Here is a 16,269-nt window from a genome sequence, read left to right on the forward strand (position 1 = left end):
TTTCGTCGCGCCTTCCGTGACGGATGGACCTCATCGCCGAGCCCGATCAAAACCGCAGCCTTGACAAAAGGGCGGGCTCTCTTCCAAGATAGGTCATTCACCAGGGGGGTCCCGACAAGGGGCTGAGAGTCTGCTGGCGTGTTTGGGCAAGCGAAAGCCGCCCTTTCAAGCAGCGCAGTGACCCGTTGAACCTGATCCAGTTCATACTGGCGTAGGGACGGTGCGAGCGCTGCGACACGTGGAATCCCCGATGCGGGAGGACCGTGCCGGCGTCTATCCATCTTTCCGGCTGACATGACTGGGTCTCCAACCGCAAACTTGGAGCCTCACGATGAACATTGCCCCGAAAAACCTGCATACCACCATCACCACCGGACCGTTGCCGGCGTCCAGCAAGGTCTACAGACCCGGCATGCTGCACCCTGATATCCGCGTGCCGATGCGCGAGATCGCGCTTCACCCGACCTCCGGCGAACCGCCGGTCGCCGTCTACGACAGCTCCGGCCCCTATACCGAAACCGCGGAGACGATCGGCATCGAACGCGGCCTGCCACGCCTCCGCGAGAACTGGCTGGCCAACCGTGATGACGTCGAGGCCTATGACGGTCGCCATGTCAGACCCGAGGATAACGGCTTTGCCACCGGCGACCGGCTGACACCGGAATTTCCGACCCGCAACCGGCCCTGCCGGGCGGTCGATGGCAAGACCGTCACCCAGCTTGCCTATGCGCGGGCAGGTATCATCACGCCGGAAATGGAATTCGTCGCGATCCGCGAAAACATCGGCCGCCGCATGCCGGAACAGGCGCTGACGCGCGACGGTGAGAGTTTTGGCGCCCATATCCCTGACTATGTGACGCCCGAATTTGTCCGCCAGGAAATCGCTGCCGGCCGAGCGATCATCCCCGCCAATATCAACCATCCGGAACTGGAGCCGATGATCATCGGCCGCAATTTCCTGGTCAAGATCAATGCCAATATCGGCAATTCCGCCGTCACCTCATCGATGGAGGAGGAGGTCGACAAGATGGTCTGGGCGATCCGCTGGGGCGCCGATACGGTCATGGACCTGTCGACCGGCCGCAACATCCACAATATCCGCGACTGGATCATCCGCAACGCCCCCGTGCCGATCGGCACCGTGCCGCTCTACCAGGCGCTGGAAAAGGTCGGCGGCATTGCCGAGGACCTGTCCTGGGAGGTCTATCGCGACACGCTGATCGAGCAGGCCGAACAGGGTGTCGACTATTTCACCATCCATGCCGGCGTGCGGCTCCACTATATTCCGCTGACCGTCAATCGCGTCACCGGCATCGTCAGCCGCGGCGGCTCGATCATGGCCAAGTGGTGTCTGCATCACCATAAGGAGAGCTTTCTCTACGAGCATTTCGAAGAAATCTGCGACATAGCCCGCGCCTACGACGTCTCCTTCTCGCTCGGCGACGGGTTGCGGCCCGGCTCGATTGCCGATGCCAACGACGCCGCGCAATTTGCCGAGCTCGAAACGCTCGGCGAACTCACGCAGATCGCCTGGGCAAAAGATTGCCAGGTGATGATCGAAGGCCCCGGCCATGTGCCGATGCACAAGATCAAGGAGAACATGGACAAGCAGCTGAAGGTCTGCGGCGAGGCGCCCTTCTATACGCTCGGACCGCTGACCACCGATATCGCACCGGGTTATGATCACATCACTTCCGGCATCGGCGCCGCGATGATCGGCTGGTTCGGCACGGCCATGCTCTGCTACGTCACGCCGAAGGAACATCTGGGCCTGCCCGATCGCAACGACGTCAAGGTCGGCGTCATCACCTACAAGATCGCTGCCCATGCGGCCGACCTGGCCAAGGGCCATCCGGCCGCCCAGGTGCGCGACGATGCGCTGTCGCGGGCCCGTTTCGAGTTTCGCTGGGAGGACCAGTTCAACCTGTCGCTCGATCCGGAAACGGCCCGCTCGATGCATGACGAAACCCTGCCGAAGGACGCCCATAAGGTGGCGCATTTCTGCTCGATGTGCGGGCCGAAATTCTGCTCGATGCGGATATCCCACGACATCCGTGCCGAGGCACAGAAGGAGGGCCTGGCGGCGATGGCGGAAAAATTCCGCGAGGGTGGCCAGCTCTATATGCCGCTCGACAGCGTTGCCGAAACAACGCCGAGCGGTGCGTGACATGCGGGTGCTGATCAAGGGGGCCGGCGTCGCCGGCCTCACCGTGGCCCTGGAATTGGCGCGCCACGGCCTCCGGGTCGATATCGCCGATCGGGCCAGCACCGTGGCCTCCGGCGCCTCCGGTTTGGCCGGCGGCATGCTGGCGCCGTGGTGCGAGCGCGAAAGCGCCGATGAGATCGTGCTGACATTGGGAAAGACGGCGGCCGACTGGTGGGAGGAGGCCCTGCCCGGCCAGGTGATCCGCAACGGCACACTGGTGGTGGCCGCTGGCCGCGACACCGGCGAGCTGACGCGCTTTGCTGGGCGAACCCGCGGCTGCGACTGGCGCGACGCCACCGGCATCGAAGCCCTGGAGCCGTCGCTGGCCGGGCGGTTCCGCAAAGCCCTGTTCTTCCGCGACGAGGCCCATCTCGACCCGCGCAAGGCGCTGACCGGACTTCACCAGTTGCTGCTCGACCGTGATGTGCGTTTTCATGTCGGCTGTGAGGCCGAAGACGTGGATGGCCGCTTCGACAAGGTCATCGACTGCACCGGCGCCGCAGCGATCGGCCGGACCGCGGGCCTTCGCGGCGTGCGCGGTGAAATGCTGTATCTCGAAACCTCCGAGGTCAGCCTGTCTCGTCCGGTGCGCCTGCTGCATCCGCGCATTCCACTCTATATCGCGCCGCGCGGCGACAACCGCTTCATGGTCGGGGCGACGATGATCGAAAGCGACGATGCCGGGCCGATTTCGGCCCGCTCACTGATGGAACTGCTCAATGCCGCCTATGCCCTGCATCCGGCCTTCGGCGAGGCTCGGGTGTTGGAAATGGGCGTTGGCGTCAGACCGGCCTATCCCGACAACCTGCCTCGCGTCACCGTCGACGGCGACGTCATCAGCGTCAACGGCTTCTATCGCCACGGCTTCCTGCTGGCGCCGGCCATGGCGGGTCAAGTTGCCGGAATCCTGACCCACTCCATCCCCAACCGCGAAAGGCATAACGCATGACCTTCATCGTCAATGGCGAAGAACAGGCCGTTCAGGCAAAGACCCTCGCCGATCTGCTGGACGCTCTCGAATACGAGGGCGAGTGGCTGGCCACCGCCGTCAACGGCGAACTGATCCACCGCGAGGACCGCCCGACTTATGCCCTCAAACCGCTCGACCGGATCGAGATCCTGTCGCCGATGCAGGGAGGCTGACCATGCTGGACCTCTATGGAATAACGGTTCGATCGCGCCTGCTGCTCGGCACATCGCGCTATCCCTCGCCCGCCATTTTGGCTGAGGCCGTGGAAGCCTCCGGCACGGACATTGTGACCGTCTCGCTGCGGCGGGAAACCGCCGGCGGCAAGTCGGGCGGGGCGTTCTTCGAGCTGATCCGCAGTCTCGGCGTCCGGGTCCTGCCCAACACGGCCGGCTGCCACAGCGCGTCCGAGGCCGTGCTGACCGCGAGGATGGCGCGCGAGGTGTTTGCCACCGACTGGATCAAGCTGGAGGTGATCGGCCACCACGACACCCTGCAGCCGGACGTCTTTGCGCTTGTCGAGGCGGCACGAACCTTAAGCGATGACGGTTTCAAGGTCTTTCCCTATACGACCGACGATCTGGTGGTGGCGGAAAGACTGGTCGACGCGGGATGTGAGGTGCTGATGCCGTGGTGCGCGCCAATCGGCAGTGCCGCGGGACCGCAAAACGTCACGGCGCTCCGCACCATGCGGCATCACTTTCCGGACGTGCCGCTGATCGTCGATGCCGGGATCGGAAGGCCCTCCCATGCCTGCCAGGTCATGGAACTCGGCTTCGGCGCCGTACTGCTCAACACGGCGGTGGCCGGCGCCGGCGATCCGGTTGCCATGGCTCGGGCCTTTCACCACGCCATCACGGCGGGCCGCGACGCTTTTCTCGCCGGTCTGCTGGAACCTCGGGATATGGCCATCCCCTCGACGCCGGTGATTGGCAGGGCGGTGTTTTCATGAGCCTCGACCCCTTTTATCTGATCGTCGACAGCGCAGATTGGATCGAGCGTCTGGTGCCACTCGGCGTGCGGCTGGTGCAGTTGCGCATCAAGGATCGTAACGAGGCCGAAATTCGTGCCGACATCCGCCGCGCCAAGGCGATCTGTGCGGCCAATGCCTGCCAGCTGGTGATCAATGATTACTGGCGGATCGCCGTCGAGGAAGGCTGCGAATTCGTCCATCTGGGTCAGGAGGATCTGGCAGACGCTGACCTGCCGGCCATTCGCGCCGCGGGCCTGAAGCTTGGTCTCTCCACCCATGATGAAGCGGAACTGCAGGTGGCTCTTGCCGCCCGGCCGGACTATATCGCGCTCGGCCCGATCTATCCGACGATCCTCAAGCAGATGCCCTGGGCACCGCAAGGCTTGCCAAGGCTTGCCGACTGGCGCCAAAGGGTGGGACCCCTGCCGCTGGTGGCGATCGGCGGGCTCAATCCCGAGCGTCTCGACGGCGTGTTTCAGGCCGGCGCCGACAGTGCCGCCGTCGTCACCGACATCACGCTGAGTGCCGATCCCGAACAGCGCACGCGGCAATGGCTGGGCCGCACCGAAGCGCGGCGCCGGTTATTGATCCCGGAAGCGTAGAGCCGGTTCTCAGCCGACTTTGGCCAGTCTCTCGGCCTTGGCGGCCATGCGGGCGCGGATCGACTGGGCGTCGGCCTTCGGCGTCGCCGAGAACAGCAGCTTGGTATAGTCGTGCTGGGGAGCCGAGAAGACCGCTTCCTGGCTACCGTACTCGACCGCTTCGCCGTAATACATCACCATCACCTCGTCGGCGATATAGCGCACCACCGACAGGTCATGGCTGATGAAGACATAGGTCAGGCCGAACTCTTCCTGCAGGTCGGCCAGAAGGTTCAGCACCTGCGCCTGCACCGACAGGTCGAGCGCCGACACCGGCTCGTCGAGCACCAGCAGCTTGGGGTTCAGCATCAGGGCGCGCGCGATGGCGATGCGCTGGCGCTGGCCACCGGAAAACATGTGCGGGTAGCGGTTATAATGCTCAGGGCCCAGGCCGACCTTGATCAGCATCTCGGTCGCCTTTTCGCGACGCTCGGCAGACGACAGCGACGTATTGATCGCCAGCGGTTCGCCCAGCACGTCGCCGATCTTCTGGCGCGGATTGAGCGAGCCATAGGGGTTCTGGAAGACGATCTGCACCTTCTGGCGCATCTCGGCGGTCAGGTGGCCCGGACGGGTATCGACCAGGTTGCCATCGATCAGAAGCTCGCCCGCCGTCGGCGGATCGATGAAGGTCAGGATGCGGGCGAGCGTCGACTTGCCGCAGCCGCTTTCGCCGACGATCGCCAGCGTCTTGCCGGCTTCCAGCTTGAACGACACGCCCTTGACGGCATGCACGACCTTTTCCGGTTTGAACAGGCCGTTCGGCACGTGATAGTCGCGGGTGATGTTGCGGATTTCGAGCATCGGCTTGGCGCCGTTCGACAGGGTGTCGCTCATGCGTTTTCTCCCGCAGCCTGGGCATTGGACATGAAGTCGGAGACCGTGGTCAGCCGGTCGCCGGTCGCATTTTCCGGAAGAGCCGAGAGAAGCGCCTTGGTATAGGCGCTCTTCGGCGCCTCGAACAGCGTCAGCACGTCCGATTCTTCCATCTTGCGGCCCTTGTACTGGACAATGACGCGGTCGGCAGTTTCCGCGACGACGCCCATGTCATGGGTGATCATGATCAGGCCCATGCCGGTCTTCACCTGCAGCGAGATCAGCAGATCGAGGATCTGCTTCTGGATCGTCACGTCGAGGGCCGTGGTCGGTTCGTCGGCAATCAGCAGCTTCGGATCGCAGGCGATCGCCATGGCGATCATCACCCGCTGACACTGGCCGCCCGACATCTGGTGCGGGAAATGGCCGAGCCGTTCGGCCGGATCGGGCAGGCCGACCAGCTTGAACAGGTCGATCGCCCTTTGCCGGCGCGCCTGCCTGTCGAGGCCCATATGGATGCGCAGCACTTCCTCGATCTGGAAGCCGACGGTAAAGCACGGATTGAGGCTTGCGACCGGCTCCTGGAAGATCATCGCGATATCCTTGCCGATCAGCTTGCGCCGTTCGGCGGCCGGGATATTCTGGATGTCCTGGCCCTGGAACAGCATCTGGTCGGCGGTAATCTTGGCGTTCCAGGGCAGAAGCCCCATGACGGCCAGCATCGCCACGGATTTACCCGAGCCGCTTTCGCCGACGATCGCCAGGACTTCGCCGGGTTCCACCGAGAGCGACACGCCGTCGACGGCCTTGAACCAGCCCGATGCGGTCTCGAATTCGACGGTCAGGTTGTCGATTTGCAGAAGCGCCATGTCAGGACCTCTTGAGTTTCGGATCGAGCGCATCGCGCAGGCCGTCGCCCATCAGGTTGATGGCCAGAACGGTGATCAGGATGGCAAGACCGGGGAAAGTGACGACCCACCAGGCGCGCAGGATGAATTCGCGCGCTTCGGCCAGCATGGTGCCCCATTCAGGCGCCGGCGGCTGGGCGCCCATGCCGAGGAAGCCGAGGGCGGCCGCATCGAGGATGGCATTGGAGAAGGACAGAGTGGCCTGGACGATCAGCGGTGCAGTGCAGTTCGGCAGGATGGTGCGGAACATCAGGCGGAACGGACCGGCGCCGGCAAGCCGCGACGCGGTCACGTAGTCGCGGGTCTTTTCCACCATCACGGCGGCACGGGTCAGGCGCACGAAATGCGGCTGCAGCACAATGGCGATGGCGATCATGCCATTGGTCAGGCTGGGTCCGAGAATGGCGACCAGCACAAGGGCCAGCAGCAGCGACGGGAAGGCCAGGATAATGTCCATCAGCCGCATGATGAGCGTATCGATCCAGCCGCGATAATAACCGGCAATCACGCCGATCAGGATGCCGGTGGTCAGCGACAGGGTGGTGACGAACACGCCGATGAACAGCGAATATTGCGCGCCATAGATCAGGCGCGAGAGAATGTCGCGGCCGACCGGATCGGTGCCGAGCGGGTAGCTCAGGTTGCCGCCTTCGAGCCATGACGGCGGCAACAGCACGAATTCGCGATACTGCTCGAACGGCGAATGGGGCGCGATGAACGGCGCAAAGACCGCAACAAAGACCAGGGCGACGAAGACGAACAGGCCGACAACGGCACCACGGTTTTCGGAGAAATAGAACCAGAACTCGGCCAGCATCTGGCGGCGCAGGGCCGCCGTGGACACCGCTTCGGCGGGCTGGCTTGTCGGGAGTGTATCGGCCATGGGGGTTTTCCTTCTAGTGCCGGATACGGGGATTGATCAGACCATACATCAGATCAACAATGAGATTGACGATCATGATGATCGCGGCGATCAGCAGCAGACCGCCCTGGATCACCGGATAGTCGCGCCTGAACACGCTATCGACCATCCATTTGCCGATACCAGGCCAGGAGAAGATCGTCTCGGTCAGAATGGCGCCGGCCAGCATCACGCCGATCTGCAGGCCGATCGTGGTGATGACCGGGATCATCGCATTGCGCAGCGCATGGATGCCAACGACGCGGAATGGCGACAGGCCCTTGGCACGGGCCGTGCGGACATAGTCCTCCGACAGCACTTCCAGCATGGCAGAGCGCGTCTGGCGGGCAATCACGGCCAGCGGAATGGTGGCGAGCACGATCGACGGCAGCACCAGATGGCTGAGCGCCGAGGTAAAGGCGCCCTTCTGGCCCGACAGCAGCGAATCGATCAGCATGAAGCCGGTGACCGGCGGGAAATAGAACATCAGCGAGATACGGCCCGAGACCGGCGTCCATTGCAGGATGCCGGAAAACAGGATGATCAGCAGCAGGCCCCACCAGAAGATCGGCATGGAATAGCCGACCAAAGCCACGCCCATCATCGACTGGTCGAAGAACGAGCCGCGCTTGATGGCGGCAATCACGCCGGCCGGAATGCCGAGCAGGATGGCAATGATCATCGCACAGAGTGACAGTTCGACCGTCGCTGGAAACAGCGCCAGGAACTGGTCGAGAATGGGGCTCTTGGAGACGATCGACGATCCGAAATCGCCGGTCAGAACGCCGCCCAGATAATCGAAATATTGAATGACCAAAGGCCGGTCGAGACCGAGATGCGCACTGATCTCGGCGTGGCGCTCCGGCGACATCACCCGTTCGCCCGACAGCAGTGCGACGGGATCGCCCGGCAGCAGCCTGATAAAGGCAAACGCAATGATCGATACCCCGACAAATGTCGGGATCATGACGGCCAGTCGCCGCAAGAAAAAGCCAAACATGGAGAACCTGCTCAATTCAAAAGGGTCTGTTTCGCCCGAAACCGGTGCTGGCCAGACCGTGGCCCGGAGAAGTGCATCACTTCATTTGCGGCGCTTCTTAAAGCACTTGCCGCGGAGTGCGCAACGCACTCCGCGGCAAGTCACCGATAAAAAGTACTATTATTCGGCGATATCCACGTTTTCGAACGTGAAGTCACCCAGCGGGCTCTGAACGAAGCCGGTCACTTCCTTGCGCATCGGGACGACGGCGAGGGAATGGTCGAGCGTTGCCCAAGGCGCTTCGCGCTTGAAGACGATCTGGGCTTCTTCGTAGAGCTTGGTGCGCTCGGCCTTGTCGGAGGTGACCTTGGCCTTCTTCACCAGGGCGTCGAACTCCTTGTTGCACCACTGCGCACGGTTGTTACCGCCCACCGCTTCGCAACCCAGCAGCGTGTCGAGGAAGTTGTCCGGATCGCCATTGTCGCCGGTCCAGCCGAGCATGGCAGCACCGTCGCGATCCTTGGCCTTCGAACGGTCGAGATATTCGGCCCATTCGTAGGACACGATCTCGACCTTGACGCCGATCTTGGCAAAATCGTCCTGCATGATTTCGGCCGCACGGCGGGCGTTCAGCATGTAGGGACGCGAGACGGGCATGGCCCAGATCTTCATCGACAGATCCTTGACGCCGGCGGCTTCAAGTTCCTTCTTGGCAGCGTCGAGATCGTAGGCATCGTCGACAGTGGCTTCGTTGTAGGACCACATGGTCGGCGGGATCGGGTTCTTGGCAGGCGTTGCCATGCCCTGGAAGACCGACGAGACGATGGCTTCCTTGTTGATCGCCTTGTTCAGGGCCTTGCGCACTTCCGGCTTGTCGAACGGGGCCTGGGTGGTGTTGTAGGCGAGATAGGCGACGTTCAGGCCTTCCTGCTCGATGACGGTCAGAGCCGGGTCGGCCTTCATGGCTTCAACGTCGGCTGCGTTCGGGTAAGGCATCAGGTGGCATTCGCCGGCCTTGAGCTTCTGGTAACGAACGGCGGCATCCGTGGTGATCGCGAAGACCAGATCGTCGATCTTCGGCGCGCCACCCCAGTAATCGGCATTCTTCTTGTAGCGGATGACGGCATCCTGCTGGTAGCCGACGAAGGTGAACGGACCGGTGCCGACCGGCATCTGGTTCAGCTGTTCCATCTTGCCGTCGGTTGCCAGCTTGTCGGTGTATTCCTTCGACATGATCGAGGCGAACGGCATGGCAAGGTTGGCCAGGAACGGCGCTTCCGAACGGTTCAGCGTGAACTTGACCGTCAGGTCGTCGACCTTTTCGACCGACTTGATCAGTTCCGGGAAGCCCATGCCGGCGGCATATTCCCAGGAGGCGCCAGCGACATACTGGTTCCAGGCATTGTTCTTGTTGATCTGGCGATCGATCGAGAAGACGACGTCGTCAGCGTTCAGTTCGCGTGTCGGCGTGAAGAATTCGGTGGTCTGGAACTTCACGCCCGGACGGAGCTTGAAGGTGTAGACGGTGCCGTCTTCCGAGATTTCCCAGCTCTCGGCGAGACCGGCGACAGGATTGGTCGTGCCGGGTTCGAATTCAAGAAGAGTGCTGTAGACGGTGTGGGCAGCGGCGTCGAATGTCTGGCCGCCTGTATAGAGGCCAGGATCGAAACCTTCTGGCGAGGCTTCCGAGCAATATACGAAAGTCTTCGCGCTGACGGCGCTCGACATGAACGTGGCCGCAAGCAAAGCTGCGGCGAAGCCAAGTTTGTACTTCATGTTGTTCTCCCGATGGCGTGGATCTCGTGCAACGAGATCCCGCCGGTTTTTCTTAACAGTCCGCCACGCGTCTTGAAAACGCGCAAAAGCAAGTGTGGTCCACTGCCCGAGGCAGCGCACCTGGCACCGACGGAGAAAGGCCGAGGAAACAGATTACAAGACGTGATCCCCTGCCCAGCTCTCCGGCCGGTGCACTCCTTTCGTCTTACCTGCATAGAATTGCTTGTAAAGAGATTTTCTGCCGAAATTTCGCTGTGAATTAGCCGATAATTCGACAGAATTCGCTAAAATGGAACAATTCAAGCCATATTTCAGGCAAAGAGCGCGACTTGGCCTGCCGGACCAGAGCGGGGGAAATCACCGGAATTGACACAAATTTCGGACGCTTTGAGCGCGGAAAGGCGATTGCGGCAACAATCCCTCCGACGTTCTGACACACGGCATGAAAGGCGGCCCATCGCCTTGAGCCCTCGCTAGAGCCGAAGGCATGCACCAGCCATCGACGCGGATGAAGATGAAGTTTTCGGAAGTAGATCGAAATAAACGGCCCGGATCGGGCGGTGGCCGGATGGGATGCCAAGGCCAAAAACGAAAAAGCCTGCCGCGGGAGGAGGTGCGGCAGGCTTTCCGAAAAGAACTGAACGACGCAAATGGGAGGAGGGCGTCGTTCCTGCAGACGAGCCCTGGGAGGAGGAGCGGGCCGTCTGGCATACGAAGCTCTGCGGGAGGAGGTGCATTGCTTCGATGGATTGGAGTATAAACGAGCACTGGCGATTTCATAGGCAGAATGTTGCAGTGCAGCCATGCACAGAGCACACGGCTCGGAAGCGTCTTGATAGGTGCCAATTCCTGCATCCTCTCCGATCCTGACACTTATGCGACAAAGCTGAAAACCGGCTGAAAACCCCCATCAATCTACTGACATATGTGCACTCTAAAGACGCTGCGAAAGCGGTCGGACACTCATCCGCCCCCTTGAACAGCCGATGCGGAGCGAAAAGCCATGAAGATCATCCAGATCACCGACACCCATCTCAGCCCCAGCAAGCCGCATTTCAACGGCAATTGGGCGCCGCTGGCCCACTGGGTCAATGCACAGGACGCTGATCTGGTCATCCATACCGGCGACCTGAGCGTCGACGGTGCCGATCTCGTGGAAGACCTGACCTTCTGCATGGGCCTGATGGCCGATGTCACCGCGCCGATGCTGCTCGTTCCCGGCAATCACGATGTCGGCCACCTGCCCGGCTCCCATCAACCCGTCGATGCCGAGCGCCTGGCCCGCTGGCGCGAGGTCGTTGGCCCCGATCGCTGGGCAAAACAGGTCGACGGCTGGTTGCTGATCGGCCTGAACGGTCTGCTGTTCGGCTTCGACGATGCGGAAGAAGCCGAGCAGTTCGCCTGGCTGGAACAGGTCCTCTCTGAGCGCGACGGCAGGCGCGTGGCGATCTTCACCCACAAGCCGCTGTTCGTCGACGATCCCAAGGAAGGCGATACCGGCTACTGGAGCATCCGCCCGGCGCCGCGCCAGCGCCTCTACGAGCTGATCGCCGCCCATGACGTCGCGCTGTTTGCCAGCGGCCACCTGCACTGGGCCTGGAAGGGCCAGTTCGAGAGCACCACTCTGGTCTGGGGTCCCTCCTCGGCTTTCATCATTGATACGATGGAGCGCGAAATGCCCGGCGAGCGGCTGGTCGGCGCGGTCATCCACACGCTGGGCGAGGATGTGACCAGCGAGATCGTTACCCTGCCCGAGCTGACGGCCCATGTGATCGACGAGATCATCCACGAGGTCTATCCGCAGGCGAAGCCTAAGCATGCACCGGAGGCCGCCGAATGAGCGCCTTCTCGCTGCGTGACATCACCAAGTCCTTCAGCGGCAATGCCATCCTGAAGGGTGTGTCGCTGGAGGCCGAGGCCGGCGAATTCATCGCCCTGGTCGGCCCCTCCGGCTGCGGCAAGAGCACGCTTTTGCGCATCGTCGCCGGCCTCGACCATGCCGATACCGGCGCCATCCAGATCAATGGCACGGAAGTCTCGCACCTGGCCGCTGCAGACCGCAACATTGCCATGGTATTCCAGTCCTATGCGCTTTATCCGCATCTGACGGCCGGCCAGAACATTGCCGTGCCGCTTGCCATGCGCAACCTGACCGCCGCCCAGCGCCTGCCCGTGATCGGCGGGTTTTTGCCCGGCCAGCGCCGCATCTGCGCCGATATTCAGGCCCGCGTCCAGACCATGGCCGCATCGCTGAAGATCGACCACCTGCTCGACCGCAAGCCCGGCCAGATGTCCGGCGGCCAGCGCCAGCGTGTGGCGCTCGCCCGTGCCATGGTGCGCAATCCGAGCGTCTTCCTGATGGACGAACCGCTGTCCAATCTCGACGCCAATCTGCGCGTCCATGCCCGCGGCGAGATCGTCGACCTGCACCGCCGCGCCGGCGTGCCGACCCTCTATGTCACGCACGACCAGTCCGAGGCTCTGTCGATGGCCGACCGGGTTGCCGTGATGATCGGCGGCAGCCTGCTGCAATTGGCAAGCCCGCAAGTCATCTACGACGATCCGAGCCATATCGAGGTCGCCCGCTTCATCGGCCAGCCGCGCATCAACCTTCTGGCCGGCCAGTGCGACGCGCAAGGCGTGGTGCAATTCGGCGGGCTGCGCCTCATGTCGTCCCAGCCGGTCGCAGCCGGCGCGGCCGTGACGCTCGGCATCCGGCCGGAATTCGTGCATCTGCGCGCCGACGGCCAGGGTGCCTTGCCGGCAAAGGTCGAGCGGTTGGAATTTCTCGGCTCTGAGGTCATTGTCTTTGCCAGGCTTTCGGCGATCGGCGATCCCGTGCTGGCCAAGGTGGCGCCGGCGGCGGCTCGGGGCCTTGCGGACGGCCAGCCGATCAGCCTCGATTTCGATCCGGCCCGCGTCATGCTGTTTGCCGCCGACGGCAGGCGGCTTGCCGCAGAGCCGGTCAGCACCGCCCGGGAGATGGTCCATGGCTGAGGCCGTCGCTCCTTTCACGCCCATCGAGGCGGCCGGCCGGCGCGAAGCCCGCACCGCCTGGCTGCTGGCCTCTCCGGCCATCGTGCTGATGCTGCTGTTCATCGTCCTGCCGACGCTTGCCGTCATCGTGCTCGGCTTTACCGATTTCGAGCTTGGCTATGGCAGCTTCCGCTTCATCGGCTTTGAAAACTACGCCGAACTCTTTCACGACAGGACCTTCCGCCGCTCGCTGTGGAACACCACGGTCTACACGGCCATCGTCACCCCGGTGTCGATTGCGCTCGGCCTTGGCGTGGCGCTGCTGATCGAATCGGAGCCGCGCGGCCGGGATTTCTTCCGCACCGTCTATTTCCTGCCCGTCGCCTCGCTGCTGGTCGCCATGGCGACCGTCTGGCAATATCTGTTCCATCCCAGCATCGGACCGCTCAATGCCCTGCTCGCGCTTATCGGCATTCCCGGCCCCAACTGGCTTGGCGCCTCGTCGACGGTTCTCTATGGCCTGTCGGTCATCGGCATCTGGCAGTCGGTCGGCTTCAACATGGTACTGTTTCTGGCCGGCCTTACCGCCATTCCGCGCGAACTCTATGCCGCAGCGCAAGTGGACGGTGCGAAATCCGCCCTCGACCGCTTCCGGCTGGTCACCTGGCCGATGCTCGGGCCGACCACCCTGTTCGTGACGACGATCAGCGTCATCAACTCGGTCAAGGTGTTCGAGACCGTCAAGACGCTGACCGAAGGCGGCCCGAACAAGGCCTCCGAGGTTCTGCTTTTCACCATCTACCAGGAAGGCTTTGTGTTCCTGAAGGTCGGTTATGCCTCGGCGATGACCGTGGTGTTCCTCGCCATCCTCGTGGTGCTGATGGTCCTGCAATACCGCTTCCTCGACAAGCAGGTGCATTACACATGATGACGCAAACCATGACCGTCGGGCGGCTGTTCCGCCTCTCGCTGCTGTCGCTCGGCGCGCTGGTCTTCCTGGCGCCCTACATCTTCATGATCTCGACCGCCGGCAAGGGCCAGAGCGAGATCTTCTCGTCGTCGCTGTCGCTGATCCCCGAGAAATGGGCCTATGTCGAGAATTTTGCAAAAGCCCTGACGCGGGTGTCGATTCAGACGCTGCTCCTCAACGGGGTCATCGTCTGCGGGCTGATCCTGGTGATCCAGGTCCTGGTCGCCGTGCCCTGCGCCTATGCCATGGCCAAACTGAAATTCCGCGCTGCCCGTTTCATGATGGCGCTGGTCATGCTCGGCCTGCTGGTACCGATCCATGCGACCGCCCTGCCGCTCTATGTGGCCTTCGACCGGATGTCGATCCTCAACAGCTACCTGGCGCTGGTCGCACCGTTTTCGATCTCGGTCTTTGCGATCTTCCTGTTCCTGCAGTTCTTCCGCGCCATGCCGGACGACCTGATCCATGCCGCCCGCCTCGACGGCATGTCGGAAGGCGGGATCGTGGCGCGGGTGATCGTGCCGAATGCCTGGCCGGCGGTCACCGCCTTTGCGATCTTCTCGGTGGTCGCCCACTGGAACGACCTGTTCTGGCCGCTGATCGTCGTCACCAACCAGACCTATGCCACGCCGCCGCTCGGCCTGCTCTATTTCCGGGCCGCGGAAGCCGGAGACGATTACGGCGCGCTGATGGCCGCAACGCTCATCATCACCCTTCCCCTCGTCATCGCCTTTCTGCTGGCGCAGCGACGGTTCGTCGAGGGCATCACCATGACCGGCCTCAAAGGCTGACCGGTCCGCATATCCAAGTCGCAATGCAACCCAAGGAGACCCCTGCCATGAAACGCATCAAGCAGACCCTCGCCGCCGCGGCCGCGGTGTTGATGGCCATCTCGATCCCGGCCCATGCCGAAACGACGCTGACCATCCATTACCCCATGCCCGGCTTCTTCAAGGACGTGATGGACACGATCTCCAAGAAGTTCATGGAAGAAAATCCGGATATCACGATTGCCTTCGCCAATCCTTCGGCGACCTATGAGGAAGGCATCCAGACCATCATGCGCCAGGCCGGCACAGCCGAAATGCCCGACGTCACCTTCATCGGCCTCAACCGCCTGCGCATGCTCAACGAGCGCGACATCCCTGTCGACCTGACGCCGCTGGTGGCTGCCGAAGGCGACATGGCCGAAAAGGGCTTTTCGGAGAACATCCTGAAGCTCGCCCAGGTCAAGGGCAAGCAGGTCGGCCTCGCCTTCGCGACGTCCAACCCGATCATGTATTACAATGCCGACCTGGTGAAGGCTGCCGGCGGCAATCCCGACGTTCCGCCGAAGACCTGGGACGAAGTGATCGCGCTTGGTGCCAAGATCAAGGCGCTCGGCGACGGCAATGAAGGCATCGACTTCCGCTGGCAGGGCGACGACTGGATGTTCTCCGCGCTGCTGTTCGGCGCCGGCGGCCAGATGCTGAGCGACGACGAAAGCAAGGTGGCCTTCAACGGCCCCGAAGGCCTGAAGGCCGTCGAAGTTCTCGACCGCATGGTCAAGGAAGGCGGCCTGCCGGTTCTGACCAAGCAGGCTGGCGAGCAGGCGTTTACGGCCGGGAAGATCGGCTTTGCCTTCCAGACCACCGGCGCCCTGCGCAACACGATCAAGAATGTCGGCGGCAAGTTCGACCTGCGCACCGCCCATATTCCGCTGATCGATCCTGAGAACGGCCGCCTGCCGACCGGCGGCAATGCCGTCGTCATCCTCACCAAGGATGCCGAGAAGCAGGCTGCCGCCTGGAAATTCGCCAAGTTCGCCGCCGGCCCCTATGGCGCCTCTGTCGTGGTCCCCGGCACCGGTTATGTGCCGAACAACGAACTGGCCGCCAAGTCGCCGGATTACCTCGGCACCTTCTACCAGGAAAACCCGCTGTTCCGCGCCGGCCTCGAGCAGATGCCGCTGATGCAGCCCTGGTACGCCTTCCCGGGCAGCAATGGCGTCAAGGTCACCCAGGCAATCGTTGAGAACCTGTCGCGCATCGTCGAGCAGTCGGCCACGCCGAAGGAAGCGCTGGACGACGCAGCCGCCGAAGTCGAAAGCCTGCTGCCGCGCAGCTGATCGAAAACCTGAAGACAATCAGCGGCCGCCTTTCGGGGCGGCCGTTTTG

15 protein-coding genes and 1 riboswitch are annotated in these 16,269 nt (G+C 62.7%); of the genes, 10 read left to right on the forward strand and 5 right to left on the reverse strand.

Going from position 1 to position 16,269, the window contains the following annotated elements:
• Positions 1-92: 92 nt before the first annotated feature.
• Positions 93-236: riboswitch (TPP riboswitch) on the forward strand.
• A gap of 95 nt (positions 237-331) precedes the next feature.
• From thiC to HGO38_RS12555, 5 genes are read left to right on the forward strand one after another with little or no spacing between them, the layout of a single operon-like run.
• On the forward strand, positions 332-2,167 hold the full coding sequence (gene thiC / locus HGO38_RS12535) for a phosphomethylpyrimidine synthase ThiC (RefSeq protein WP_250956219.1): 1,836 nt from the start codon (positions 332-334) through the stop codon (positions 2,165-2,167).
• Between the two features lies 1 nt (position 2,168).
• Positions 2,169-3,155, forward strand: coding sequence for a glycine oxidase ThiO (gene thiO, locus HGO38_RS12540; RefSeq protein WP_250956220.1), 987 nt, complete (start codon positions 2,169-2,171; stop codon positions 3,153-3,155).
• The gene (gene thiS / locus HGO38_RS12545; RefSeq protein ID WP_250956221.1) at positions 3,152-3,349 is read left to right on the forward strand and encodes a sulfur carrier protein ThiS; all 198 of its coding nucleotides are present in this window, start codon (positions 3,152-3,154) and stop codon (positions 3,347-3,349) included. The genes thiO and thiS overlap by 4 nt, the downstream gene beginning before the upstream one ends.
• Before the next feature lie 2 nt (positions 3,350-3,351).
• Positions 3,352-4,125, forward strand: coding sequence for a thiazole synthase (locus HGO38_RS12550; RefSeq protein ID WP_250956222.1), 774 nt, complete (start codon positions 3,352-3,354; stop codon positions 4,123-4,125).
• Positions 4,122-4,748, forward strand: coding sequence for a thiamine phosphate synthase (locus HGO38_RS12555; RefSeq protein ID WP_250956223.1), 627 nt, complete (start codon positions 4,122-4,124; stop codon positions 4,746-4,748). The genes HGO38_RS12550 and HGO38_RS12555 overlap by 4 nt, the downstream gene beginning before the upstream one ends.
• Before the next feature lie 9 nt (positions 4,749-4,757).
• On the opposite strand, the gene HGO38_RS12560 is transcribed toward HGO38_RS12555, so the two are convergent.
• From HGO38_RS12560 to HGO38_RS12580, 5 genes are all read right to left on the reverse strand, one after another.
• A complete protein-coding gene (locus HGO38_RS12560; RefSeq protein ID WP_250956224.1) occupies positions 4,758-5,624 on the reverse strand; it encodes a dipeptide ABC transporter ATP-binding protein in 867 nt (288 codons plus the stop codon).
• Positions 5,621-6,472, reverse strand: a complete 852-nt coding sequence (locus tag HGO38_RS12565) for an ABC transporter ATP-binding protein (protein ID WP_250956225.1) — start codon at positions 6,470-6,472, stop codon at positions 5,621-5,623. The genes HGO38_RS12560 and HGO38_RS12565 overlap by 4 nt, the downstream gene beginning before the upstream one ends.
• Before the next feature lies 1 nt (position 6,473).
• Positions 6,474-7,394 carry an ABC transporter permease subunit gene (locus HGO38_RS12570; protein ID WP_250956226.1) on the reverse strand — a complete coding sequence of 307 codons (921 nt, stop codon included), beginning with the start codon at positions 7,392-7,394 and terminating at the stop codon, positions 6,474-6,476.
• A 13-nt stretch (positions 7,395-7,407) separates the two neighbouring features.
• On the reverse strand, positions 7,408-8,412 hold the full coding sequence (locus HGO38_RS12575) for an ABC transporter permease subunit (protein ID WP_250956227.1): 1,005 nt from the start codon (positions 8,410-8,412) through the stop codon (positions 7,408-7,410).
• A gap of 159 nt (positions 8,413-8,571) precedes the next feature.
• Positions 8,572-10,167: an ABC transporter substrate-binding protein gene (locus tag HGO38_RS12580; protein WP_502941548.1), complete on the reverse strand. Its 1,596-nt coding sequence runs from the start codon at positions 10,165-10,167 to the stop codon at positions 8,572-8,574.
• A gap of 1,003 nt (positions 10,168-11,170) precedes the next feature.
• Here HGO38_RS12580 and HGO38_RS12585 point away from each other — a divergent pair.
• From HGO38_RS12585 to HGO38_RS12605, 5 genes are read left to right on the forward strand one after another with little or no spacing between them, the layout of a single operon-like run.
• A complete protein-coding gene (locus tag HGO38_RS12585; protein WP_250956228.1) occupies positions 11,171-12,007 on the forward strand; it encodes a metallophosphoesterase family protein in 837 nt (278 codons plus the stop codon).
• Complete coding sequence (locus tag HGO38_RS12590; RefSeq protein ID WP_250956229.1) at positions 12,004-13,164, forward strand: ABC transporter ATP-binding protein; 1,161 nt, start codon at positions 12,004-12,006, stop codon at positions 13,162-13,164. Before HGO38_RS12585 ends, HGO38_RS12590 begins: the two co-directional genes overlap by 4 nt.
• A complete protein-coding gene (locus HGO38_RS12595) occupies positions 13,157-14,071 on the forward strand; it encodes a carbohydrate ABC transporter permease (protein WP_250956230.1) in 915 nt (304 codons plus the stop codon). The genes HGO38_RS12590 and HGO38_RS12595 overlap by 8 nt, the downstream gene beginning before the upstream one ends.
• Positions 14,068-14,904, forward strand: coding sequence for a carbohydrate ABC transporter permease (locus tag HGO38_RS12600; RefSeq protein WP_250956231.1), 837 nt, complete (start codon positions 14,068-14,070; stop codon positions 14,902-14,904). The genes HGO38_RS12595 and HGO38_RS12600 overlap by 4 nt, the downstream gene beginning before the upstream one ends.
• Before the next feature lie 47 nt (positions 14,905-14,951).
• A complete protein-coding gene (locus HGO38_RS12605) occupies positions 14,952-16,220 on the forward strand; it encodes an ABC transporter substrate-binding protein (protein WP_250956232.1) in 1,269 nt (422 codons plus the stop codon).
• Positions 16,221-16,269: the final 49 nt, after the last annotated feature.

This window comes from Rhizobium sp. CG5, assembly GCF_023701945.1.
Classification (GTDB): domain Bacteria; phylum Pseudomonadota; class Alphaproteobacteria; order Rhizobiales; family Rhizobiaceae; genus Allorhizobium.

Bases quoted from the DNA above. Each gene is read 5' to 3' on its own strand.
- HGO38_RS12550 (WP_250956222.1), top strand. From the start codon at position 3,352: ATGCTGGACCTCTATGGAATAACGGTTCGATCGCGCCTGCTGCTCGGC.
- HGO38_RS12590 (WP_250956229.1), top strand. From the start codon at position 12,004: ATGAGCGCCTTCTCGCTGCGTGACATCACCAAGTCCTTCAGCGGCAAT.
- thiS (WP_250956221.1), top strand. From the start codon at position 3,152: ATGACCTTCATCGTCAATGGCGAAGAACAGGCCGTTCAGGCAAAGACC.
- HGO38_RS12555 (WP_250956223.1), top strand. From the start codon at position 4,122: ATGAGCCTCGACCCCTTTTATCTGATCGTCGACAGCGCAGATTGGATC.
- HGO38_RS12575 (WP_250956227.1), bottom strand. From the start codon at position 8,412: ATGTTTGGCTTTTTCTTGCGGCGACTGGCCGTCATGATCCCGACATTT.
- HGO38_RS12580 (WP_502941548.1), bottom strand. From the start codon at position 10,167: ATGAAGTACAAACTTGGCTTCGCCGCAGCTTTGCTTGCGGCCACGTTC.
- HGO38_RS12600 (WP_250956231.1), top strand. From the start codon at position 14,068: ATGATGACGCAAACCATGACCGTCGGGCGGCTGTTCCGCCTCTCGCTG.
- HGO38_RS12570 (WP_250956226.1), bottom strand. From the start codon at position 7,394: ATGGCCGATACACTCCCGACAAGCCAGCCCGCCGAAGCGGTGTCCACG.
- HGO38_RS12595 (WP_250956230.1), top strand. From the start codon at position 13,157: ATGGCTGAGGCCGTCGCTCCTTTCACGCCCATCGAGGCGGCCGGCCGG.
- thiC (WP_250956219.1), top strand. From the start codon at position 332: ATGAACATTGCCCCGAAAAACCTGCATACCACCATCACCACCGGACCG.
- HGO38_RS12560 (WP_250956224.1), bottom strand. From the start codon at position 5,624: ATGAGCGACACCCTGTCGAACGGCGCCAAGCCGATGCTCGAAATCCGC.
- HGO38_RS12605 (WP_250956232.1), top strand. From the start codon at position 14,952: ATGAAACGCATCAAGCAGACCCTCGCCGCCGCGGCCGCGGTGTTGATG.
- HGO38_RS12585 (WP_250956228.1), top strand. From the start codon at position 11,171: ATGAAGATCATCCAGATCACCGACACCCATCTCAGCCCCAGCAAGCCG.
- HGO38_RS12565 (WP_250956225.1), bottom strand. From the start codon at position 6,472: ATGGCGCTTCTGCAAATCGACAACCTGACCGTCGAATTCGAGACCGCA.
- thiO (WP_250956220.1), top strand. From the start codon at position 2,169: ATGCGGGTGCTGATCAAGGGGGCCGGCGTCGCCGGCCTCACCGTGGCC.